19 protein-coding genes and 2 tRNA genes are annotated in these 23,566 nt (G+C 41.6%); 7 read left to right on the top strand and 14 right to left on the bottom strand.

Annotation, left to right across the window (positions count from 1 at the left end; translation table 11 throughout):
* Positions 1-96 precede the first annotated feature (96 nt).
* The 3 genes from NYP55_RS02195 to NYP55_RS02205 all read right to left on the bottom strand — a co-directional run bounded on the left by NYP55_RS02195 (position 97) and on the right by NYP55_RS02205 (position 2,550).
* Positions 97-858, bottom strand: coding sequence for a peptide ABC transporter permease (locus NYP55_RS02195; protein ID WP_472781489.1), 762 nt, complete (start codon positions 856-858; stop codon positions 97-99).
* 64 nt (positions 859-922) lie between these two features.
* Entirely contained in the window at positions 923-1,591 is a 669-nt protein-coding gene (locus NYP55_RS02200; RefSeq protein WP_421782058.1) for a tRNA (cytidine(34)-2'-O)-methyltransferase, read from the bottom strand.
* A gap of 11 nt (positions 1,592-1,602) precedes the next feature.
* Entirely contained in the window at positions 1,603-2,550 is a 948-nt protein-coding gene (locus NYP55_RS02205) for a DMT family transporter (RefSeq protein WP_004132758.1), read from the bottom strand.
* A gap of 550 nt (positions 2,551-3,100) precedes the next feature.
* Between NYP55_RS02205 and NYP55_RS02210 the strand changes: the two genes are divergently transcribed.
* Positions 3,101-3,185 (top strand) — tRNA-Ser (locus NYP55_RS02210).
* A 93-nt stretch (positions 3,186-3,278) separates the two neighbouring features.
* Here the strand turns inward: NYP55_RS02210 and NYP55_RS02215 are convergent.
* The 6 genes from NYP55_RS02215 to NYP55_RS02240 form a co-directional block, all read right to left on the bottom strand.
* Positions 3,279-4,508: a UDP-galactopyranose/dTDP-fucopyranose mutase family protein gene (locus tag NYP55_RS02215; protein ID WP_032819470.1), complete on the bottom strand. Its 1,230-nt coding sequence runs from the start codon at positions 4,506-4,508 to the stop codon at positions 3,279-3,281.
* Positions 4,509-4,565: 57 nt separating this feature from the next.
* Positions 4,566-5,708 (bottom strand): glycosyltransferase family 2 protein, encoded by a 1,143-nt coding sequence (locus NYP55_RS02220; protein ID WP_032843041.1) that lies wholly within the window; start codon positions 5,706-5,708, stop codon positions 4,566-4,568.
* A gap of 19 nt (positions 5,709-5,727) precedes the next feature.
* Positions 5,728-6,624, bottom strand: coding sequence for a glycosyltransferase (locus NYP55_RS02225; RefSeq protein WP_004132767.1), 897 nt, complete (start codon positions 6,622-6,624; stop codon positions 5,728-5,730).
* A 1-nt stretch (position 6,625) separates the two neighbouring features.
* Entirely contained in the window at positions 6,626-7,777 is a 1,152-nt protein-coding gene (locus NYP55_RS02230; protein ID WP_004132768.1) for an acyltransferase family protein, read from the bottom strand.
* Positions 7,770-9,713, bottom strand: coding sequence for a rhamnan synthesis F family protein (locus tag NYP55_RS02235; protein WP_472781490.1), 1,944 nt, complete (start codon positions 9,711-9,713; stop codon positions 7,770-7,772). The genes NYP55_RS02230 and NYP55_RS02235 overlap by 8 nt, the downstream gene beginning before the upstream one ends.
* Positions 9,714-9,801: 88 nt before the next feature.
* Positions 9,802-11,124 (bottom strand): glycosyltransferase family 2 protein, encoded by a 1,323-nt coding sequence (locus NYP55_RS02240; RefSeq protein ID WP_472781491.1) that lies wholly within the window; start codon positions 11,122-11,124, stop codon positions 9,802-9,804.
* Between the two features lie 154 nt (positions 11,125-11,278).
* On the opposite strand from NYP55_RS02240, the gene NYP55_RS02245 reads away from it, so the two are divergent.
* A complete protein-coding gene (locus tag NYP55_RS02245; RefSeq protein ID WP_472781492.1) occupies positions 11,279-12,967 on the top strand; it encodes a glucosyltransferase domain-containing protein in 1,689 nt (562 codons plus the stop codon).
* Positions 12,968-13,039: 72 nt separating this feature from the next.
* Here NYP55_RS02245 and NYP55_RS02250 read toward each other — a convergent pair whose 3' ends face one another.
* On the bottom strand, positions 13,040-14,011 hold the full coding sequence (locus tag NYP55_RS02250; RefSeq protein WP_472781493.1) for a glycosyltransferase family 2 protein: 972 nt from the start codon (positions 14,009-14,011) through the stop codon (positions 13,040-13,042).
* A gap of 64 nt (positions 14,012-14,075) precedes the next feature.
* A complete protein-coding gene (locus NYP55_RS02255) occupies positions 14,076-14,918 on the bottom strand; it encodes an NAD-dependent epimerase/dehydratase family protein (protein ID WP_472781494.1) in 843 nt (280 codons plus the stop codon).
* Between the two features lie 177 nt (positions 14,919-15,095).
* Between NYP55_RS02255 and NYP55_RS02260 the strand changes: the two genes are divergently transcribed.
* From NYP55_RS02260 to rfbA, 5 genes are all read left to right on the top strand, one after another.
* Entirely contained in the window at positions 15,096-15,959 is an 864-nt protein-coding gene (locus NYP55_RS02260; RefSeq protein WP_004112141.1) for an ABC transporter permease, read from the top strand.
* A 152-nt stretch (positions 15,960-16,111) separates the two neighbouring features.
* Positions 16,112-16,783: an ABC transporter ATP-binding protein gene (locus tag NYP55_RS02265; RefSeq protein WP_472781525.1), complete on the top strand. Its 672-nt coding sequence runs from the start codon at positions 16,112-16,114 to the stop codon at positions 16,781-16,783.
* Between the two features lie 57 nt (positions 16,784-16,840).
* On the top strand, positions 16,841-17,875 hold the full coding sequence (gene rfbB / locus NYP55_RS02270; RefSeq protein ID WP_004129905.1) for a dTDP-glucose 4,6-dehydratase: 1,035 nt from the start codon (positions 16,841-16,843) through the stop codon (positions 17,873-17,875).
* 129 nt (positions 17,876-18,004) lie between these two features.
* Complete coding sequence (locus NYP55_RS02275; protein WP_472781495.1) at positions 18,005-19,447, top strand: sugar nucleotide-binding protein; 1,443 nt, start codon at positions 18,005-18,007, stop codon at positions 19,445-19,447.
* A 14-nt stretch (positions 19,448-19,461) separates the two neighbouring features.
* Positions 19,462-20,361 (top strand): glucose-1-phosphate thymidylyltransferase RfbA, encoded by a 900-nt coding sequence (gene rfbA, locus NYP55_RS02280; RefSeq protein WP_128813924.1) that lies wholly within the window; start codon positions 19,462-19,464, stop codon positions 20,359-20,361.
* Positions 20,362-20,475: 114 nt separating this feature from the next.
* Here the strand turns inward: rfbA and NYP55_RS02285 are convergent, their stop codons facing one another.
* The 3 genes from NYP55_RS02285 to NYP55_RS02295 all read right to left on the bottom strand — a co-directional run bounded on the left by NYP55_RS02285 (position 20,476) and on the right by NYP55_RS02295 (position 23,355).
* Positions 20,476-22,434, bottom strand: a complete 1,959-nt coding sequence (locus NYP55_RS02285) for a GH25 family lysozyme (protein WP_472781496.1) — start codon at positions 22,432-22,434, stop codon at positions 20,476-20,478.
* Between the two features lie 125 nt (positions 22,435-22,559).
* Positions 22,560-22,633: transfer RNA gene (locus NYP55_RS02290), tRNA-Gly, on the bottom strand.
* A gap of 197 nt (positions 22,634-22,830) precedes the next feature.
* Entirely contained in the window at positions 22,831-23,355 is a 525-nt protein-coding gene (locus NYP55_RS02295) for a holo-ACP synthase (protein WP_415695145.1), read from the bottom strand.
* Positions 23,356-23,566 lie beyond the last annotated feature (211 nt).

The raw sequence follows: 23,566 nt of genomic DNA on the forward strand, positions 1-23,566 counted from the left end.
TTCGGTTCCTTGAGTATGCCCGCTATATGACACACCGTGTACAAAGAAACGATTTTACCCCTTCGCTTCGACTTTCTATCGTCATTTATGCAGGCACTAGCGAACAGAAATAACCACGGGATTGCTTTGCAACCCTGCTACGTCCTTATGCTCTATTTGCGCAATGTATGTTCCGCGCAAAACTTTAGGCAAATCGGAGTCATTCGCGCAATTTTCTCCACTCGGCGTGCCAATCGTAGCGTTTGCATTCCAAGTAAACTTTTTATCGTACGAATCGCCTTTTGCCATAAGTAGCGGCTTGAGTGGAATTACGCACATATCTGACTGCCATTGCGGAACAGCTGCTTGCGGTTTTTCTTTTGTTTTAGATTTAGACGATTTATTTTGCTTATTCGACTTACTACCTTTTGCGCCAGAAGAATCGCCAGCCGCTTGCGATGAATCGCTTGCACTTTGGCCTACAGTCAACACCATTCTTCCGCTCGAAGCGTCAATCCTGCATGAATCATCGCCTTCGTAAACAATATGAGCATTAAACTCTACACTTCCGCCCATTGGAATAGCTTGAGACGAAGAAGATAGCTCAATTCTAACGTCTTTTGAATTGCATTTTTTTATGATTCCAACGGGTCTTGGATCTGGCACAAGTTGTTTAGATAACGTAACGTCTGAATGCTTGTTTATAGCGGTTCCAATTGCGCTAATGCCCTTAAAAATGCTGACTATGCAAAAAATGCAGAATGCTAAAACAGCCAGCAGCCCCACGCAAACTACGATTCGGCGGCGAATGTACATGCGGCGTCGCGCAGCACTAATCTTCCGCTTCGGTTTACGTTTTAACACAGGCATATTAACCATTGTAATGCATGAGTAGTTTTAAGACTATTTTTGGCTATTTATGGCGATTTCTAGCTATTTATTACTATTTTCCGCCCTCAAATCCAAGCTGACGCCACGCCTCATAAATGGCGATTGATGCGCAATTCGTAAGATTTAAGCTTCTAAGCGAAGGACGCATTGGCAAGCGAACCTGTTCCGCAACATGCGGGCCTGCCATAATATCCATTGGGTCTGGAACATCTCCTGGCTCTGGCCCAAAAAGCAAAATATCGTTCGGCTTATACTCAACATCTGTGTAAAGTTTTGTGGCGTTTGCAGTAAACGCAATTATGCGAGAATTTGGCATTGACTCAACAAGGTTTTCAAAATTCGGATGCATAACAACGTGTGCCATATCGTGATAATCAAGACCCGCACGACGAAGCTTTGTGTCTTGAAGATTAAATCCAAGCGGCTCTACAAGATGCAAAATGGTGCCCGTTACAGCGCAAAGGCGTATCGCAGAGCCTGTGTTTCCTGGGATTCTAGGCGAATAGAAGCACAAGTGCGGAGTTTGAGTTTGCGCAGTGCTTGCATCTTGCGCGCTTAGCATGGCATCCATAACGCTGATTGGATTTCCGTGCGCGTCTGTTACAAGCTCGTCTGGGCCGTAGTTTGACTTTCGGTAGCCGTACTCATACATCTGCTCTACGCGATTGACTGGGTTTTGTGCATCTAGGTTTTGTGCATCCGTGTTTTGTGCATCTTGCATATTCGTAATAATCACCTCAATAAAATCATCATAATAAAAATAAGCGCAAATCCTGCAAAATCAGCCCACGAGAACACAGCTCCCGTAAATACAACAGCCGTGATTGCAGCCATAACAGGCTCGCTCGCACCTAAAAGCGTTCCGCGCACAGATCCAACTCGCATAATGCCAGCCAAAAACATCCAATATGCGCCAAAAGTTCCGCCAACAATTGTAAAAGTAAACAGCAAATACGCACGCAAATCTAAAGGAGGCATTGTTTGCCATGGCTTCACAAATGGCAGCATAATAAGACCTGCAATAATAAACGTGATTCCGTTTACAGTAAGATTTCCCCATTTTGCAATCAATTTAACTGGCATAATCGCAAGCGCCGCCGTACTTGCAGCATCTGCTAATCCCCACAAAAGCCCCATTAACGGCAGTGAAAGCGAGCTAAAATTGCCGCCCGTTGCCATAAGCGCAGTTCCTGCAAACGCAAGCAAAACACCAATGTTTTCGCGCAAAGTCGGAGTTCTTTTTGACCGCAAACACACGTAAACAAGCACAAAAAGCAGATTGAGGCTTTGCAAAACGGTAGCTGTTCCAGAGTTAGTCCAGTCGATTGTAAAAAGATACGCAACTTGCGTTAAAAGCACGCACACAATACCTGTTACGACTAGCATTGGCCATGATTTTTTTGTGCTTAATGCGCCAACAAGTTGCTTGCGATTAACAATTGAGGCAACAATTACAAAAAGCACACCTGCAGCAAGCTGACGAACGCACGCGATTTGCAACGGACTTACAAGGTATTTAGACATTAGAATCTTAGAAACTGTAGCGTTTGTGCCCCAAAGTGCGCCGCCAAGAATTGTTAAGATTATGCCAATCATCATTGTGCGCGGACTATGATCAACTGCAGGATTTGTCTTTTTAGGCTTTATTTTTTGGATATTCTTTACAAAACCAACATCCATGCTAAACACCTTCTAAACTTAAATCCTGTATTTGCTAATAATCCTGTAGTTTTGCGCATCTGTAGTAAGTCGCAAATCGCAAATCGCTTACTACATATGAAAAATCTACACTATCATATAATCAACAACACGCACATAATCAACAACACGCAATTGCAAGGATTGTGTGTGCAATAAATCTATTAAGGTGATTTAAGAATCGTAAAAACGTTAAAAATGTCGCTCGCGCGTTACAGCGCGCTCACGTTTTCGCAGCGCAGAAGCAGTGCTTCTGCTTTGAGCGGCTCAGCGCTCCGAATTGGAAAATCGTTAGCGCGGTCTAAGCGCGCTAACGTCTTCGCCGCACGTAAAGTCCACTGGACTTTACGTTTGAGCGGCTCAGCGAATCGAGGTGATTTCTCGCGCATTATGCAGCTCGAAATCGTCGATTCGCGCTACGCTTTAAGCGAAAAGGCAGGTCGTCGCGCAACGCGCGATTTTGCATTATCCGCACACTATGTTATCTTATTTAAGTTGTCTTTCGTTGTGTGTTTAGCGCAATGATTGATGTGGAGAATTCGCCTAGTGGTCTATGGCGCACGCTTGGAAAGCGTGTTGGTGTAACAGCCTCACGAGTTCGAATCTCGTATTCTCCGCGAGTAGGGTTTCTAGCCAGTACTGTTGGTTGGAACCCTTTTTCGTACTTATATACTTTGCGCCAGCCTTACTTGCTCCAGCCTTATTTACGCTTAACGCGCAATAAGTGGCGCTACTTGCGATTCGTAAGCGCGCAAAGCCATATCAATCACATTGTGCATATCGTAGTAACTGTACGTTCCCAATCGCCCACCAAAAACAGTGTTCGGCTCAGCAGCTGCAAGCTCTGCATAGCGCGCATACAAGGCTTTATCTTCCTCAGTATTCACTGGATAATACGGCTCGTCGTCGCGAGTTGCAGCGCGAGAATACTCCTGCCAAACAACAGTCTCCCCAGCTTTAACGCTTTTACCTGGCACAAAATCAGCATCGCAGCTAGCAACGCCGCCAGCCTCGCAATCGCCAACCTCCTCGCGCTCTGGATTAAAGTTCTTAAACTCAATCGCGCGCGTAAACGGAACATCTGCATCTGAATAGTTCATAACTGGGCAGCCAAAGTGGTCGCTCTCCTTGTAACGCACTTCCTTAAAGTCAACAGTTCGCCACTTTAACTCGCCAAGTGCGTAGTCAAAATACCTGTCCACTGGCCCCGTATAAACCACTGGCACTCCAGCTTCCGCCAGCGCGCGCTTGTTAAACGGCTGCGATTCGTCGAAAAAGTCCACGCCAAGCGAAACGTGAATACGCGGATTGTCAATCATGCGCTGCATCCAAGCCGTATATCCGTCCGTTGGCAATCCTTCCCAAGTGTCTTTAAAGTAGCGATTATTGTAGTTAAATCGCACAGGCAAGCGCTTAATAATTCCAGCAGGCAGCTTAGAAGGATCCGTTTGCCACTGTTTTGCCGTGTAATTCTTAATAAACGCCTCGTAAAGCGGGCGCCCAATTAAGCTAATACCCTTATCGTTTAGATTTTGCGGATCTTTACCAGCAAACTCCCCTGCTTGGCTTGCAATAAGCGCCTTTGCTTCTTCTGGCGTGTAGTGCGCGTGGAAGAATTGGTTAATTGTACCCAAGTTGATTGGCAACGAATACACCTCGCCATCATGCGTTGCATAAACGCGATGCACGTAGTTAGTAAACGTTGTAAAGCGGTTCACATAATCCCACACGCGCTTGTTGCTTGTGTGGAAAAGATGCGCGCCATACTTGTGAATTTCAATTCCCGTGCGCTCGTCAAAATACGAGTAAGCGTTGCCGCCAATGTGATTACGCACGTCAATAATCTCAACGCGAGCGCCAGCGCGTTCTGCAGCCTGCTGAGCTACGGTTAAGCCGAACAATCCTGCTCCAACAACTACTAAATCTGGGTATTCGCTCATTTTCCCACTCATTTCTTGCTTTCTGATTTACACTTTACTCTTCGATTTTTAATTGCATTACTTCATATTTTTGATTTTGCAATCGTAGATTATTTTTTCAAGATTTCTTACACACGACATCGTAAAACATTGCGCGCGCTGTAAAATCGTAAGCTTTTTAACAGCTGATTTAGCAAATTTTACGTCTTTATCATAATTTTTTTCGTATATTTTTTGGATTTCTGCGTCGCTATTTTTTCCGCTTTTAAGCGTATTTTCTCCGCTTTTCAGCGCGCATCGCTCGTACCTCAAATTTCCAACCATTGTGTAGTAGCTTCTTGCTGGCACAACGTTGTGTTCTAAGCACAAATCCCAATTTGCTCGAACAGCGTCTATATGATCGTGGTAAAAGTCCGCGTCTCGCATTTTGTGCGTTACGGAATCTGCGCGTTGCAGCCAGTAATACAACACTGCGTCCACATGCGCCACGCAATTCATGCGCGAGTACAGCACGCTCGCCATAGCCGTATCTTGCGCAAACTTTCCTTCTGGGAATCGCACTCCTTCCCAAACCTCTCGCCTGTACAGCCTGCACCAATTCGCTTCGTTAAAGTAGCGCGCTTCGCTGTTTTTGCCCAGCTTGTTTCCGATTATTCTAAATATTTTGCAAAATACAGTTTGATACGCTTTTAGAGGATTTTTTACGATTTTTATTTGAGGCATGTTCTCTAAACGCGCGGTTGCTGGCGACTTTTCCGAACGCAAGTCACTCGCATCCACTCCACGCGCATCCAATCCAGCTTCTTTTTTAATCTGCTCTAAGCTACTTAGCCCAAATTGACGCCATTTTGCTTTGCTCATGCTAGCTCCGCTTTGCAAAAGCGCGTTTAACAAAATCTCAATATTTTTGCAATCTAGAATATCGTCATTGTCTGCAAACGCTATAAATTCGCCACGAGCCGCATCAAGCCCCGCGTTTTGCGCGCGCGATATTCCGCCATTTTGTTGGTGTATTACTTTAACTCGCGAATCTTTTGATGCGTATGAATCGCAAATTTTACCCGAGTCGTCTTTGGATCCGTCGTCTACTAAAATCAGCTCTATGTTTTTGTAAGTTTGCGCAAGAATCGAGTCCACGCATCCGCTCAAATATTTTGCAGAATTGTAAACTGGCACGATTATAGAAACTAGCGGATTTTCGTTTTTAGCATAATTTTCCATTGCTGTCATTGCTATCCTTTCAAACCGCGTTCTGTTCTGCTTTACAAGATGAGATTTTGCGCATTTGACGAATCTTTTGCTGCCCATCCTTAAATCCGCGTATCATCGCGCGAATTTTCGCAAATTTATTCTTTTCCCACAGCGCAACGAAAATCATATCTCGCACAACTGCACGCAACGACTTAGCATACGAGTATGTTCCCATTTTGTAGTCCACTACTTGCATATTTCGCGCTATGTAGTACTTGCGATTTGCGTTGTGATTCCACACGATTGGGTGTTTTATAATCAAGTTTATTGAGCGCGCTTTGCCGATTTGGTGTTCCATTATAACGTTTTGGCACTCTACGATTTGCCAGCCAGCGCGCACTAGTCTCCTTGAAAAGTCGAAGTCTACTCCGTCGATTTCTAGCCATTCGTCAAATCCGCCGATCTTAGCCCACGCTTCTACGCTTGTTAAGCTTCCAGACGTTATGCATTCGTCTTCGTGACACTTGCTGTGTAAAATCGTGCCGTCTAAACGGTTTTTTAGCAAAGAGCATACAATTGCGATTTTTGAATTTTTTGCATTTTTTTGATTTACAAGACTTCCCTGATTTTCTAGGATTTTCTTGTATTCGCTAATCATGTTGCTTGGCACAACAGAATCGTCGTTAAGCGTTAGAACCCAGTTGAAACCTTGCGATTTTGCCCACTCAAACACTTGCGTCAATGCTTTTGCAAAACCAATATTTTGACTGTTTTTAACTAAAGTCACGTTTGTGTATTTGCTTACAACTTCTTGCAAGCTTTTAACATTTTTAGACGCATTGTCTACGATTATTACGCGCTCTACTTGATTGCATAGCGCTTCTAAACACGTGCTTACGTCTGTTAAAGTTGGATTATAGGTGATTATTCCTGCACAAATATGCATGTTAATCCAAACTGCGATTCGTGCTGCTATTATCACTGCGATTCCTCACAGCACTTTCAACACTATTTTTGCTACTACTTTTCACTAAATATTTGCTCACAAAACCAACAATCAAGTTTGTAAAACGCTTGAGTATTACAGAAAGCACAAGAATCACCACAAACTCTGCGATTAGCAATCCGTACGCTTGCCAGCGATTAAGCCACACAGGGTATATTACTGTAAACACTTGCATTATTAACACGTGGTGAACCAAAAAAATCGGGTACGAATATGCGGATATAAACTTTGTGCACGCGCTTAGTGGCTTAAAACTTTTAACAAGTTCGCCAATATAAGATAGCAATAGGAATGCAAATATTCCTACAATCGTAACTGCAATATTGTCTTTTAATATGTGCGTTAATTGTTGTGCTGCAAGGATCACAAAAGATACTGCAGCAAGCCAATGCGGCACTTTTTTAATAAACTTTACAAAAATCATGCCAAATACTAATTCTGGCAATCTTGTTGTTAAAAGAATATCAGACGGCACTCGTGGAATCTGGTAAAACATAAAGAACACAACTGTTACAGCATATAGAGTCAACACAATGCACACAGTTGCTATTGGCATTTTGTTTACACCAACTCTTAAAAGCGGAAACACTATGTAAAACAGTATTATGAATCCGAGGAACCATTCACCTAAAGTGTAAAATGTGCCTACACCGAATGCAGAAGCATATCCATCCATTCCAAAAAGCGAAAAAATTACTGTTATCTTATGCCTTGGTACAAAAATATAGCCATTATTGCGAACAAACAGTAAAATATTCGCCACTACAAATGCCACCCAAAACATTGGATACAACGTTTTTGCGCGCTTTGTGTAGAATGTGCGCAAATCCAGGCTTTCTCTATCCCCGTAGTTGTACATAAGAGCGGCGCCAGAAATAATCAAAAATAGCGATACTCCTAATCCACCAATGTAAATTCCAAATGGCCTATTTACAAAGAATCGCGTAGGCTCCAAATACGGATTGTTAAAATGAGTTACAACAATCAAAATCGCAGCTATTGCGCGAATCCAATCCAAATAGAAAAGTCGCGGTTTTTTTGCGCGCGCGCGAACGCATTTTGTTGCGTCTGTATTTACGCTTATATCACTCATCTTCTTTACCTTCACTACCAACGTTACCTTTACGACAAATGTGTACAATTCTTTGAGCTATGTACAAAGCCTTATAAAATACGCGTTTTGCGATACTTTTTAGCACTCTTAAAACAGTGTAGCGGAAGCGCTTTCCGCGCATTACTTCTCTACAAGTTTCTTCCAAATTGTGCTTAATCCACGGCGTGCTAACAGATTTTGATAGTTCTCGAACATCGAATTCTAGATTCGTCATTTCTATTCGCGCAAAGTGGTTGGAGAATATGTATGCGTCGTAGTATCCGTTGGATTGCGGCACATACCCGTATGCTCGCTCTATAAAGTGCAACAACGTTCCGTCTATTTTTAGCGGTTCTGCTGGAAAATCTTCGTAAGTCCACTTTCTATCCAATAGCCCGTGCAGTGCTTTTGTACGGAACCAAAACATTGTGCCAAGCGGAGCTATAGCGTCTTTATTTTCGTCTAACGGAACGCTAATTCCTAACGTTTTTTCTAGGAATTTCTTTGTACCCTCAAAGTTTGGACCCCAAGTGTATGTAAATCCTGGGAAGTAGTCTGCATGATTTGGCGGCGTTGGCATTGCCATTCCAAGTCGCGGATGCGTTTCAAATAGATTTATAACGTTTTGCACATACTCTTTACTTGCAAGAATATTTTCAAAACACTTGTAAGCGAATCCGTCACCTATGCTTCGAGGAGATAATTGCGTGACTTTTTTATCGTGAGCAAAGCATACGTAATCGTACTTCATAAGATCTGCGCCGCCGCCCACTAAGAATGCGCTCACATCTCTACCTCGATTTTCAATCAACCGCACGTCTACGTTATACGGAAGTTGTTTCACGCGTTGTTTCACGATTTGCTGGTTTTCTTTCGATCCTACAGTTAAAATAACGTCACATCCTTGCGGCATGAATTGAATATAGTGCAAACTTTTATCTAGCAAATCCATGTAATACAAGTGCATGCACAACGCGACTTTTGGCTTAGATGCAGGCTTAGCAGTAGATGTTGATGTAGCTGTTGATGAGTTTTCTACAATCTGATTTTGCGGCAAAATGTATCGCAAATGAAGATTCTTCATCAAATCTGCCATATTCATGCTTCGCAAAGCATTTTCCCAAATCAAATCCGTGTTGTAATCGGTGTGATCCCGCAAATACTCGTATAAATCCAATGCTTGGTTTCCAACAGATTGCGTAGAAACGTCGGAGTAATCGTGGAAGAACGACCTGCGCTTAAAAATCGGGCAACGCTTATATTCCACAATCTGCCTTGCAGCATACGTTATTGGACCATAAGAATAGCCTTCTAAATCACTCGTATCAACGTATACAGACCACTTGTATCCCTTGTCTGCAAATCGCTTTGTAAACACAGATTCATGTAATCCAACCGACTCAAAGTAGCTGTTGATTGGTGGAAGATTATTCCAATAATCCTGAAAATCTTTGGATTGAACAAAGCTTTTTCTGTATGCGTGAAAATGCGATTGAATATGTTCTGGCAAATATCCGTACGGACTGTATCCAAACGGGTCTCCATTAACCTTATGAAACTTTGTTATGCCCCAAAAATCAAGGTCTTTTGCGTTCATAGCGTTAAACATTTCGCTAAACGGATAAACTGGCCCCATAATCGTAGCGTTAAATAACACTACTTCATCAAACTTTTCCAGATTCTCCCAACCGTAAGAGTCCATTGCAGTTTTGTACGCCCACACGTCAAAACCCTTGTTTTCGCGCAAAATAAACTTATTCGCATAGCTTTTAAGCATTGCTTTGCTTGGTTCGTCTATTTTTCCGTTTACTACAATCGCAAGCTCGTTAAAGAATGGCTTAAATCCGTCAAGCAACGTAGACACATAACGGTCTGCGTGACCTTGCGCATCATAGAAGAAGAAAATGCCCAAGCGCTTTGGATTTTCCAAAATCATGTTATCTCCCGATTTACCTTTAATTATCTTTGATTATTCTATTGTGTAATTTTGTATTTTGTTTAATCTCAAATTTATTTTTTAGACTTTATTTATCATTCTTTGGTTTAGTTAAGTTTTTAACCATATTTTTTATCTTTTTTGCAAAACGCTTATAAGCTGGCATTGCGTCATAACGTTTTTGCTCTTCAATTTGCAAACGTTTTTGTTCTTCTTCGTATTTTTGTTTACTCACTTGCATAATATGCAAAGACATTAAGTCTACTTGCTCAGCATAAGTTGCGTTCTGTGAATCATTAAAACTATCTGGTTTAATGTTTCGGTAAACGTTAAGAAGAGCATCACAAACGGAGCCGTGTTTTATTACGCAATCATCTTCTACAACTTGATTCATAAGGTGCACAAGCTCTTCTAGCACAATCAAGCACGCGCGCTCTAATCCCCATGTTTCAATAACAGCGTTTATTGCTTCTTGAAAATCCTCGACTTTTAGTCTTGTAAAGAACTCATCTTTTACTATTTTCAAAGCGCGATTATTAAACCATTTTGCAGCTTCTTCAACGGTTTGCTTGCGACTTTTCAGCGCGCAATCGTCGAAAGAATCATTAACAAAAGCACCGTTGGAATCGTCAACAAAATCGCCAGCAAAATCGCAAAAAGCATTCACAACATCTTTAATGTATTGCTGTTCCGTGCTAAATCTTTCAACGCTTATTTTAGATCTTCCAGAAATTCCTCTGCCAATATGGTATTTAAGCGCGCGGAACGCCGTTAAGTCCTTCAAAGTATTAGCAGAAGATGCCGTTACAAAGTATTCGTATGCGTCTTCGACTTTAGTGAGTCTAGTAGAAACTGTTTTTTCAAAAGAAGCGCGTATTAAATCACCCTTAAAAAGTGCTGTTAACATACTCCAAGGCACCCAATGAGCAAGATTGCTAGAAAACGACGATTTTATAATATTGTCTCCCGATTGATCCCCATTAGTTTGCGCAAACATTTGATCGTATCTGTATGCAAAATCCTCCTCCGATTTGCCTTCTGGGTGAATAGAAACACCAAAATGCAATATGTCTGCAGGATGACTACTAGCGTACGAGTAAAGAACTTCGCAAGTTTTAAGCTCAATCTCATCATCTGCGTCAACAAAAAGAACGTAATCTCCAGTAGTTGCCTCAACAGCAGTTTTGCGAGCCATATGCAATCCGCCATTCAAAGCCTTAGCAATAATTTTTACTCTAGAATCTTTATGCTCATAATCGCGAAGAATTTGCAAAGTATTATCTGTACTAGCATCGTCAACAACAATAATCTCAATGTCTTTAAGAGTTTGATTAATAAGTGAATCCATACATTGCTTAATATACGGCTCTTTGTTATAAGCGGGAACCACTATGGAAATTGCAGGATTCATAAATCGTCTCCATTGCACTCTAATCAGTAAAACAGCACAAATCATGTCTATTGTACTACTAAACGTAATCCTTATAGCTTGTTGAGCATGTATAGAATCTTATAATACAATTGTAAGTAGCGCATATAGATTAAACGCATAGAAAGGTTGTATCATGAATCAAACGGAGTCTAGTGGCATTAAAACACTAAATAATAATCCAATACACAACTCATCTGTGCTAGTAAAAAATAACGTGCTAGTAAAAAATAACGAAAAAAGCATAGATAATAACGCAATTGATACAGTTGCAGAAAAAACGTATTCTTTTAAAGACTTCATTTATTTTTGTAAATCTAATGTTGCAGAACTTGCAATAAGCGCGATTTTTTTGATTATTGCATACGGCCAAAAAGCTTTTTCTAACACTTTCTCTATAGATACAGAGGGGATGATTGCACGCGCAAACAATCTTTATAATTCTTGGATTCGCCTAGAACGCTTTGGATTGCTAGCTTTTAAGTACATTACAGGAAGATACTGGTATAACAATTCATTAGCTGGAATCTTAATGGTTCTTGCGCTTTTTGCGTCTGCAACAACATGGGCATACTTGTTTAGCAAATCGCATAATTTAGGCGCAAAATTCCACCCAGCTTTATTTATAATTCCGTTTATAAGCGCTCCTATTCTTGCAGAAATGCTTGGATTCTTGCTTATGGGAGATGATGTAGCTTGTGCGCTAATGTTTGTTAGCATATCGCTTATGTGTGCGCATAACGCGTACCAAACTCGTAAAGAACTTAAAACTCTTTTAACATACTCACTAATGGCTATTGTTTTTGCACTTTTTGGATTCACAATCTACCTAGCAATGACTACTGTTTTTATTGCTGGAACAGCCATGATTGCGCTAATAGTTAAAGGAAACTATGCATGCAAATTCAAAAACACAGTAACTTACGTTTTTACGTATATTTGCGTGTTTATAGCAAGTTATGCATGCTATGCGATTTTGAACAAGATTGTTATGGCTGCCAACCACACCTTTACGGATCCATACATTAAGAACCAAATGCGCTGGGGCAAAGACCCTATATCAACAATCATTCATACTATACTTTCGCATGCAAAAAGCATGTATCTAGGAAGAACAATATTCCATAGCGTATTTATAACAATTGCATTAATTGCTTTAGTGCTGTTAATTATTGTTCAAGTGATTCGTAAAAAACTTAACGCTTTTACTATTATTTTTGCTATTGCTATAGTTGCAAGCCCTATGATGATGAGCGTAATACTTGGCACATCTGGAGTAGCGCGAACGGAACTAACATACCCTCTTGCTGGAGCTTTTGCATGCATGTATTTGTTGCATTACATTATGCAATTTAGCAAAAAGACTTTAACAACGATTATTGCATGCGTTCTTCTTGCAATTATTGGATTAAGCCAGTCGTTTACAGTAAACCGCTTGTACTACACGGAATACATGACTTACAACCAAGACTATTACATTGCTCAAGACGTTGTTAGAAGAATAGAAGCAATACAAGCAAATCATAAAAATCCGCTTAAAGTAGTATTCGTTGGAAATCATAAAGCAAACTACAATCCTAGTGAATTTAAGCCAAATCAGCTTGAACTTATTGGGCGATCAATGTTTGAGATTGGATTCTCAACTACTCACGGCACATGGGTAAAAAGTGGTTTCATAAGCTCAACTACTGGAGTTAATCTAGAAACACTTGGATCAGAATCCGACTATATGAATGCAGAAAAAGCCGCGCAAGATATTCCTTCTTGGCCTTCGAATGAATGCACTACTGTTTTAGATAACAAGTATATAATCGTAAAATTCTAAATTACTAACTAAAAATAAAGTTGTTAACGCTTTATAAATGTACCAAACAAACAAGTATAAGGCGTTAGCAACTTAAATAAGTGTTTCAATCTCGTAACGTGGGCGATGCTTAGATTCCATGTAAATCTTTCCAATATATTCGCCCACAATGCCGATTGAAAGCATAATCAATCCGCCAATAAACCACATTGAGAACATAACAGAGCCCCAACCAGCAACTGCTTTCCCTTGCAAAACGGAAACTATTACGTAAACAAATACGCATAGCGAAACTAAAATAGACGCGAATCCTGCAAATGTTACAAAACTCAAAGGCTTAGTAGAAAAAGACGCAATGCCGTCTATAGCAAACGAAATCATCTTTTTAAGCGGATACTTAGACACGCCAGCTTTGCGCTTACCGCGTACATACTCAACTTTTGTTGACTTAAAGCCAATCGACGGCACTATGCCACGCAAGAAAAGATTAACTTCTTTATATTCCAAAAGAGCTTTCAACGCATTCTTGCCCATAAGTCTATAATCGGCATGATTTGGAACGGTTTCTGCACCCATCCACTTAAAAACACTGTAAAAAGCTAATGCAGTGTTGCGCTTAAACCATGTGTCTGTTTCTCTAGACGAGCGAACGCCATACACAACCTCGTAGCCTTCCACATATTTTGCAATAAATTGATCAACAACATCAACATCGTCTTGCAAATCAGCGTCCATGGAAATTGCAGCATCGCAACCCGATTTATATGCTGTAGTTAAGCCAGCGAGCAAAGCATTTTGATGACCACGATTATGCGCAAGCTTTACTCCGCCAAAAAGCGAAGGATTCGACTGGTGTAAATCGCAAATAATATTCCAAGTTGAATCTCTAGAACCATCATCCACAAAAAGAATACGGCTAGAATCCGAAATAATCTTATTTTCAATAAGAAAAGTAACTTTGCTTAAAAGAATACTAGAAGTATGCGGAAGAACAGGCTCCTCGTTGTAGCAAGGAAGAACAAAATATATGCATGGGCACTTGCCGTTTTGTAATGTTTCACGCAACTTTAATCCTTTCTAAAAACGATAATTTAACATTAAAATCCAGAAAAGTGACGATTTGCAATAACTATTTTAGAAAATCACTCATAATCTTTTGGATTTTGCTATTATCTCCCCAAACTGCTGGAGAATCGTATGGTCTATCTGGAAATGCGCCATACTCAAGCGAAATATCAAGATTATTCTCGCGAATGTAACGCTCAACGCGATCTGCAAGCGAAACAGGCTCCCCCGTGCAGCAATTAATTACGCCATTTACTTCATCTTGCAAAACGGTTGCAGCAATTTGCTTAGCCAACACGTCTACATTAATAAAATCGTACTTGTTTTTTCCAGTGGTAAACGGAAAAGTCTTCTTTCCTTCTTGAGCAGCTTGAAGAAGTTTAGAGAAAATAGAGTTTCCACGAGCGTCGTCGCCAACAATGTAGTACGCGCGAATCCATTGAACAGTGGCATTATACTCTTTACCCAAAAGCAAAGTAGCTTCACGCAAAGCATTCTTAGAAATGCCATACATAGAAGCTGGCTTGCAAGGCGTGCTCTCATCAATAGCGCCCTCCCAGTAGCCAACTTCGTGCATAGAACCCATAACAGCAATCTGCTTTAAGCCACCTTGAAGCATAAGACGAATAAATCGATAATGATTCGATAAATCTTCCATATGAGTGTCTGCAGCATGCTTAAAACCGTTGCGCCAAGCCATGTGCAAGCAAACGTCTGGAGACCCAAGCTTTGCAAACAAATCAGCATCATCGCTAAAAATATTCGCTTCAATACGCGTTGCGCGCTCATCAACACCGTCTAAACGCAAGTCGGAAGCAATTACGCTAGCGCCTGCATCTAAAAGAGCTTTAACAACGTGACGACCAATATACCCACCAGCACCAGTAACAAGAATTCGCTTACTCATAATTTTTCAGTTTAGCAGCGTATAAAAACTTTCAAACATGCCAAGCACAGTAAAGCTATAAACAAAAGCAACCTAACACAAAACACGTGCTAGTTATTAGCACAAATCAATCCCCAAATGTAAACTTAACAAAGTTATACGTGCATGCACACTGCAAATTTTGTAAGAAAGGCAGCGATGACAACAAAGTCTGACGCCATCTATCACCCTGGTAGAAGCAAAGGTCTGATTGACATTCCAAGATACCTTTATTTGCTTGACTTACTTGTAAAAAAAGAAGTACGCATAAGATATCGCGGTTCTTGGCTCGGTATGGCTTGGACGTACGTAAAGCCAATAACACAATTTGTAGTGTTCTACGTTGCAATGGGAATTTTCTTAGGACTTGGCCGCGGAGGTGGAATTCAAGCCTACCCACTGTACCTTTTTAGCGGAATCATAGTAACAAACTTTTTTGTAGAAGCATTCTCTAATTGCACAAGATCAATACTTTCTAATGCTGGCTTAATACAAAAAATCTATCTTCCTAGAGAACTATTCCCACTTGCATCGCTACGAGTTGCTTTTGTGCACTTTTTCCCACAAGTAATCGTGCTTATAATCGGAGCCTTATGCATGGGGTGGATTCCAGATTTTGCAGGCGTAATAGTGGCAATAATCGGATTTATTAGCGTGTGTACGTTTGCGTTTGGTCTTGGATTATTCTTTGGAGCAATAAACGTTTTTTACCGAGATGCAGAAAACATTACAGACTTGGTAGCAATGGTTGCTGTATGGCTTGCGCCGTGCTTCTACACGTGGCAAATGGTTGCAGCCCACGCGCCACGATGGGTTTTAGAGATGTATTATGCAAATCCTATTGCAATAAGCGTTGAAGCATTCCACCGCGGATTCTGGCTAAATGCCACAGATCGCACTTTCCAATTTGCAGGAGCTTGGTCTTTAAGACTTTGCGAAAGCCTTGTAGTTGCATTTGCTGTACTACTTATTGGCGAAGTTACATTTAGACATCTTGAAGGCAAGTTTGCTCAAGAAATTTAAGCTTACTAAGATTTTGTGGATTTTACTTTTAAGAGCAGCAGGAGTTATATATGAATAAGCCTTATAACACACTTCCAGAAGACGTTGTGTTAAGCGTTTCTAACGTTACTAAACGATTCTCGCTGCGAGCAAATCATTCGATTAAAGAGTCGATTGTAAACTTGCTGACACCGCCGTCTAAAAAGCACGAGACGCAAAACTTTACAGCTTTAAGCAATGTTAGTTTTACTATTAAACGCGGCGAAACTGTTGGACTAATAGGCATGAATGGCTCTGGAAAGTCTACTATGCTTAAAATGCTTTCTGGAGTTATGCAACCAGACGAAGGCGAAGTTTTTGCGCGCGGAAGAATCGCAGGACTAATCGAAGTTGGAGCAGGATTTGCTGCCGACTTAACTGGTCGCGAAAACGTGTATCTTAACGGCGCAATTCTTGGAATGACAAAAGAAGAGATAGACGATAAATACCAATCAATAGTAGACTTTAGCGAAATAGAGCCTTTTATGGATACAGAAGTTAAGTTCTACTCTTCGGGAATGTTCCTTAGATTGGCGTTTTCTGTAGCAGCGCACAGCGATCCAGACATTTTCTTAATCGACGAAATTCTTGCAGTTGGAGACGAAGCTTTTCAACACAAGTGCATAACAAGGCTTAAAGAGCAGCAAAAACGAGGGCAAACAATGGTAATTGTTTCGCACAGCGAAGATCAAATTAAGCAACTTTGCTCTCGCTGCATAGTGCTGTCTCATTCACACATGATTTACGATGGTAAAGCCGAGCCAGCATTTAACGCAATGCGAGAAAGCTTAAACAATAAAGCTTAAACGAAAATCTTAAGCAATAATCAAAACTAAAAAGCAAAAGGCATATAAGAGGATATTATGGAAAACATGAGTAACACAACAAACTTTGAGCCAAAAAACATAATTGTAACTGGCGGATGTGGCTTTATTGGGTCTAATTTTGTGCACTACGTAGTGAACAATCACCCAGAAACGCACGTAACAGTATTAGACGCGTTAACGTACGCCGGAAATATTGAAAATATTGCAGGATTGCCAGAAGACAGAGTTGATTTTGTGCACGGCAATATTTGCGATGCTGAGCTTTTAGATAAGCTTGTTCCAGGGCACGACGCTATTGTGCACTACGCTGCAGAATCGCATAATGACAACAGCATTGCAGACCCTGAACCATTCCTTAAAACCAACGTTGAAGGCACTTTTAGACTACTAGAAGCAGTTAGAAAGTACGGCATTCGATACCATCACATTTCCACAGATGAAGTGTACGGAGATTTGGCATTAGACGACCCAGCTAAATTCACTGAAGAAACGCCATACCACCCATCCAGCCCATACAGCTCCACAAAAGCTGCAAGCGATATGCTGGTACGCGCATGGACCCGCACATACGGTTTGCACACAACAATTAGCAACTGCTCAAACAACTACGGACCATACCAGCATGTTGAAAAGTTTATTCCTCGACAAATCACAAATATTTTAGAGGGTATTCGACCAAAGCTATACGGCCAAGGATTAAACGTGCGAGATTGGATTCACACTGAAGACCACAGCAGCGCTGTTTGGACAATCCTAACAAAGGGAGAACTTGGAAACACGTACCTGATTGGTGCGAACGGTGAAAAAAATAATATAACAGTTTTGCGCATGATTCTTGAAATGATGGGCAAAGATGCAGACGACTTTGACCTTGTAAAAGATCGCCCAGGCCACGATCGCCGTTACGCAATCGACAGCACAAAATTGCAAACGCAGCTTGGATGGAAGCCAAAGCACACAGACTTTACAACAGGCTTAGAGCAAACAATTAAATGGTACACAGAAAATCGCGCGTGGTGGGAAGGCGCTAAAAGCGCAACCGAAGCGAAATATAAAGCACAAGGACAGTGAATCGCATAAAAGTCAAGCTTGCTTGTACGAAGATTGCATGCAACTTGTATGTAACTTGTATGCAGTAGTTTGCAAATCTAGCCAAAAATAGTCATAAATCTAATAAAAATAAAGAATTTGCAGGATGCTATGGAATTTGAAAAAGAACTAAGCGTTACAAAAACCAACATTCCAGGTTTAATCGTGTTCGATCTTCCAGTACACGGAGATAACCGCGGATGGTTCAAAGAAAACTGGCAGCGCGCTAAAATGACAGCTCTAGGTCTCCCCGACTTTGGACCTGTGCAAAACAACATTTCGTTCAACGAAAAACGCGGAGTAACCAGAGGCATCCACGCAGAACCATGGGATAAATACATAAGCATTGCTACTGGCGAAGTATTTGGCGCATGGGTAGATTTAAGACCAGGGCAAAGCTTCGGACAAGTGTACACAACAACACTAAACCCAAGCAAAGCAATCTACGTGCCTAGAGGCGTAGGAAACAGCTTCCAAGCACTGCAAGATGGCACAGTATACACTTACTTAGTAAATGCACACTGGTCGCTAGAGCAAAAGAAAACATACACTTTTGTAAACCTTGCAGACCCAGATTTACACATTAATTGGCCAATACCTTTAGAAGAATCCGAGCGCAGCGAAGCAGACTTACACCATCCAATGCTAAAAGATGCAAAGCCAATGGCACCAAAGCGCACTCTTGTAACTGGATGCAACGGTCAACTTGGACGCGCAATACAAAACTATGCTAAAGAGCATAATTTAGAAGGATTTGAGTACGTAGACTTAGATAGCTTCGATATAGCAAATAAAGACGATTACAGCAGCTACGACTGGGATTTGTACGGAACGATTATTAACACAGCAGCATACACGTCTGTAGATGGCGCGCAAACTCCACAAGGGCGAAGAGCCGCGTGGAATAGCAACGTTAAAGGAGTGGCAAATCTTGCAAAAATTGCGCAAGAACACCACATTACTCTTGTGCACATCTCAAGCGACTATGTTTTTGACGGCACTCAAGAAAATCACAAAGAAAACGAGGACTTTGCACCACTAGGCGTGTACGGCGAAACAAAAGCTGCAGCAGATTCTCTAGTATCAAACGTTCCACAGCATTATATTATTCGCTCAAGTTGGATTGTTGGAGAAGGCAGAAACTTTGTAACGCGCATGATTGACTTTGCAAACCGTTGCAAAAATGGCGAATCTGTTAGCATTCAAGCTCCAATAGACCAAACTGGAAGACTCACTTTTGCAAGCGACTTAGTAAAAGGCATGTTCCATCTTCTAAACACGCAAGCGCAATACGGAACATACAATCTTACAGGATCTGGCAGAATCGCGTCTTGGCACGATATTGCTCAAAAAGTGTTTACACAACTTAATGTAGACACAAGCAAAATCGAAGCAAACCGAGTAGACGATTACACGCGTATATCTAATGGTTCTCCTAGACCACACAAGTGCGCACTTGACCTGCAAAAAATCGAGTCCACTGGATTTACGCCAGCCAATTGGGAAGATTTGCTTGAATCTTACGTAAATAGAATTGAACAAAACAACAAGTAAAGGATGTTTCAAAGATGAAAGGCATTATTCTTGCTGGCGGTTCTGGCACGCGCCTATACCCACTTACTACTGTAACGTCTAAGCAGCTTTTGCCAGTGTACGACAAGCCAATGGTGTACTACCCTCTTAGCGTGCTTATGATGGCTGGAATCCGAGATATTCTTGTGATTTCTACTCCTCAAGACTTGCCGAATTTTGAAAGGCTGCTTGGAAGCGGAGAGCAATTTGGAATCAACTTATCGTACAAAGTTCAGCCATCTCCAGACGGACTTGCTCAAGCATTTATAATCGGAGAAGAGTTTATAAATGGCGATTCTTGCGCGCTTGTTCTTGGAGACAATATATTCTACGGCAATGGTTTGGGAGCAATTCTAAAGCGCGCTGCACACGTAGAACACGGCGCTACAGTATTTGGCTACTACGTAGACGACCCAGAAAGGTACGGCGTTGTGGAATTTGACGAAAATCACAAGGCCGTTAGCATAGTAGAAAAACCAGAACACCCAGCATCGAATTATGCTGTTACAGGCTTGTACTTCTACGATTCCAGAGTTACAGAGTTTGCAAAACAAGTTAAGCCGAGCGCGCGCGGAGAACTTGAGATTACAGACCTTAACAAAATGTATTTAGAAAATGGCTCGCTAAACGTTATGACTCTTGGTCGCGGATACGCGTGGCTAGACACTGGCACAATGGACTCGCTTTACGAAGCTGGCGAATTTGTGCGCACAATAGAGCGAGCGCAAGGGCTGCCAATCGCAGTGCTTGAGGAGATTGCGTACGAGAATCAATGGATTAGTCGCGAGCGTTTGCTTGAGTCGGCGCAAAAGTATGGCAAAAGCAATTATGGCAAGCACTTAAAGCAGGTTGCGGAAAATCGCATTATTATATCTAAAGATTTGTTTGAAGATTAGTAAAATAAATTAATAACTTAATTTAACAAAAAGACCGAGCTGTTTACGCACGGTCTTTTTATTTTATTCACTGACTTTTTCTATCTTTACATAAAGCTACATAAAGATTAAGAATCACACTCCAAAAGCATAAGTCTTAGTGTCTTGAAGCTTACCATCTTTTGAATACGCTTCGAAATGAGTCCAATAAATTCCAGGATGAGGACTCCACAAAGCCCATGGCCCCTTAAATTGGCTCACCCACTGCTTAGCGTTGTAATCGTAAATCTTAATAATCGTATATCCACTAGGATTATTCGTTACAGCGCCTAAGAGAACGCTACTTCCTTGCCAAGCTGCGTAAGTTCCAGAAACAATCGTTTTTTCAACAAACTCAGGCTCAACAGGATTGTTTACTTGGTAGCGGAAGGCAATTGTTTTAGTTCCAAGAGACTTATAAGTGTAAGCATCGCGAACTTCGCAATGAAGCCAATAATCGCCATTGCTTGTTACCCAAGATGCCCAATTGCCAACACTCCAATCAGATATTGTACGCCATTGCTTGTTATACAAATCGTAAGAAAGCCAACGATATTCCAAGCGTCTATTCAAATTGCCTGTAACAGCAGCTCCAACAGCAATATCGTTATTGCGAATAATCCACGTAAAGTCTACGCTAGTTTGCGTTACTGGAGAATTTGGACCAGTTCCAAACGCGCTAACATCAACATTTCCATCAATACCAGATATGCGAGCCTTAGACGTGTACTGCCATCCGCGCAACGCCGTTCTAATGTTAAATAGCGGAGTTGCGCCGTAGCTAGCAACCCAACTTGCTCGATCGTGAATGTATTGCGAATTAAGCGGGCCTCTCAAATAGTTTGCATATGAGTAAATGCCAAGATTTGTGTATCCTGCGCTATACAGCTGATTCCACCAAGACGAAACAATGTTTTGGTAAACGTATGGGCTAGTTGGAGCAGTGTGGCCAGCCCAAACCCATTTTTCAAGATCGTAGTAAACAGGATAAGAAAGGTCGCCTGGGCTAACGCCTGCACGCCTAAGAAGACTTGCAACGTCTGCGCCCTCGTTAGCACCATCTTCTGGTTTTTCTGCGTAAGAATACATGTAGATTCCAAACGGAATACCTAAACGCTTGCATTCTCTAATATTTCGCAAAGCGTATTTATCGTAGCCGTTTTCCCATCCGTAGCTAATTCGTATAATCGCGCCTTCTACGCCAGCTGCCTTAGCTGCAGCCCAGTTAATTTCTTTTTGATGTTCGGAAACATCAATCACGCCACTGGCGTTGTACGCAAACAGGCTTCCATTGCCATCATAGAATGCCTGAGTTCCGTTGTAGTCTCCCCACCTAGTGCCAAATCCGTTTGTTGGCAAAGAAATCTTACGCACCGAGCCATAAGTTGTATACGTGGATGTTCTAGATTCTAAAGCTTGTGACTCCTGGCTCTTTTCGTTTGAGTCAGTTTCTTCGGGATTTTTTTGATTAGAGCTTATAAGAACAACCTTATTTTTTCTAAGAGAACGTTTATTTTCAACACGTTTTTTGCTAGAAATCGGAGTGTTATTGGCGGTAGAAAAATCAGCATTAGTGCTGCTCGAATTTTCGCGCTTTATCTCTTTTCGCAAATCGCCAACAGTTATAGGCGTAAAACGCTCACCGTTACTTTTAGCGAGTGGATCTGGCTGCTTATCTTTAGTTCCAACAAGCTTAGAATCGGTAATAGTTTGGCCAGTTTTAAGTGACTTTAATTCTCCATTATCTGCAATCGCATACTTTGAAGAAACAACTTCGTCTTTGTTTGTAAAGGAAGATGCCACTTTTTTAGGCAACTTAGAATCATTGCGTGAATCGCCATTAGAAAGCGCATTTAATTGATCTTCTTCAACAGTGTTAGCGCCATTATCTGACAATTCCGCATTATTTGCACCATCTGCAACATCTGCGACTTTGGAAGCAACATTCTTAAAATCCCAACGATTTTCTACCTTAAACGCAGGAGCAGAATTTACAACAAGAGCTGTTGCTATAGAAACTAAACTTGCAATTACACGTACAATAAACTGTCCCAAAATCCCTCCAGACACATGTTTTACGTGTTTAACTGTTACAACAATACCAACATGCGCAAACAGCTTAAAACATGTGTGTATGAAAACAAAATGGAATCAAATAAGAACAAAGGTAAGAATAAAAGTGGAGCGGATGACGGGAATCGGACCCGCGTCATCAGTTTGGAAGACTGATACTCTACCATTGAGCTACATCCGCAATATGCGAATTTTGCAAGCTATTAATTGCCTTGCAAAACAGCAACTCGATTAATTATACAGACTGTTTAGACCTAAAGCAACTTTCGACACTCGCGCTAAATTGTGAAATTCGCGAAAATTTGCACATTTAGTGCACATTGAACACACATTCATGCGTAAAATTCGCTGCATGCTCGCATGATTAAGGTTTTATGATTAAGACTCGCGTAACTCTAAAACAACAAACGCAAGTGCAATAGCAGAAGAGTTTTGCACTAAGCCATCGTGGCTTAAAGACACATGCCAATTAGGGCGATTTACGCCATCTACCCCGTATATGCCATCTACGCGATTTACGCTGGCGAATTCCTGCGGATTAGTCGCCTCTGGCGCGTGCAACGACTCTAGAAGCTTTTGATTAACGTCTTCACTAAGTAGAACGCTTGGGCATCCATGCGAATCGTCTAAAATCTCAATGCTTGCCCAAGGAGTGTTGTCTAATGTGTAAGGATATTGCAAACCAAGAGTGCTCATCGCATCGCACCACGCTTTTATAACCGCCTCTTTACCAGCCCAGCGAGCCGCAATATGAATCGCTTGTGAGTCGTTCTTAGCATTCGCGCGCATAGCACATTGCCTAAGCTCACGCGTAGAAAATAGCGAGCGCCACCCATTGCCATCTTGCATTTGTTGCGCAAAATCCGCCACATTAACAACATCGCAACCAATGCCTGCAATCATTAAACTCACTTCCTAACTACTATATAGCGCGCCAACCTGCCGGAGCGCTTAAAGCGTAGCGCGCGAAGGCAATTTGGCGCGCTGAGCCGCTCAGCGTAGAAGCACGGTGTGCTTCTACGGCGGCGAAGACGTTCGCGCGCTTAGACCGCGCTAACGATACACCTCGATAGCGTCGAAAAATCTCGAATCTCTACCTCACTTTGCGTAATCA

The sequence above is a fragment of the Gardnerella sp. c10Ua_31 genome, assembly GCF_055700915.1.

Excerpts from the sequence above, each read along its gene's own strand:
- NYP55_RS02195 (WP_472781489.1), bottom strand. The coding sequence starts at position 858 with ATGGTTAATATGCCTGTGTTAAAACGTAAACCGAAGCGGAAGATTAGT.
- NYP55_RS02200 (WP_421782058.1), bottom strand. The coding sequence starts at position 1,591 with ATGCAAGATGCACAAAACACGGATGCACAAAACCTAGATGCACAAAAC.
- NYP55_RS02205 (WP_004132758.1), bottom strand. The coding sequence starts at position 2,550 with ATGGATGTTGGTTTTGTAAAGAATATCCAAAAAATAAAGCCTAAAAAG.
- NYP55_RS02215 (WP_032819470.1), bottom strand. The coding sequence starts at position 4,508 with ATGAGCGAATACCCAGATTTAGTAGTTGTTGGAGCAGGATTGTTCGGC.
- NYP55_RS02220 (WP_032843041.1), bottom strand. The coding sequence starts at position 5,708 with ATGGAAAATTATGCTAAAAACGAAAATCCGCTAGTTTCTATAATCGTG.
- NYP55_RS02225 (WP_004132767.1), bottom strand. The coding sequence starts at position 6,624 with ATGCATATTTGTGCAGGAATAATCACCTATAATCCAACTTTAACAGAC.
- NYP55_RS02230 (WP_004132768.1), bottom strand. The coding sequence starts at position 7,777 with ATGAGTGATATAAGCGTAAATACAGACGCAACAAAATGCGTTCGCGCG.
- NYP55_RS02235 (WP_472781490.1), bottom strand. The coding sequence starts at position 9,713 with ATGATTTTGGAAAATCCAAAGCGCTTGGGCATTTTCTTCTTCTATGAT.
- NYP55_RS02240 (WP_472781491.1), bottom strand. The coding sequence starts at position 11,124 with ATGAATCCTGCAATTTCCATAGTGGTTCCCGCTTATAACAAAGAGCCG.
- NYP55_RS02245 (WP_472781492.1), top strand. The coding sequence starts at position 11,279 with ATGAATCAAACGGAGTCTAGTGGCATTAAAACACTAAATAATAATCCA.
- NYP55_RS02255 (WP_472781494.1), bottom strand. The coding sequence starts at position 14,918 with ATGAGTAAGCGAATTCTTGTTACTGGTGCTGGTGGGTATATTGGTCGT.
- NYP55_RS02260 (WP_004112141.1), top strand. The coding sequence starts at position 15,096 with ATGACAACAAAGTCTGACGCCATCTATCACCCTGGTAGAAGCAAAGGT.
- rfbB (WP_004129905.1), top strand. The coding sequence starts at position 16,841 with ATGGAAAACATGAGTAACACAACAAACTTTGAGCCAAAAAACATAATT.
- NYP55_RS02275 (WP_472781495.1), top strand. The coding sequence starts at position 18,005 with ATGGAATTTGAAAAAGAACTAAGCGTTACAAAAACCAACATTCCAGGT.
- rfbA (WP_128813924.1), top strand. The coding sequence starts at position 19,462 with ATGAAAGGCATTATTCTTGCTGGCGGTTCTGGCACGCGCCTATACCCA.
- NYP55_RS02295 (WP_415695145.1), bottom strand. The coding sequence starts at position 23,355 with ATGATTGCAGGCATTGGTTGCGATGTTGTTAATGTGGCGGATTTTGCG.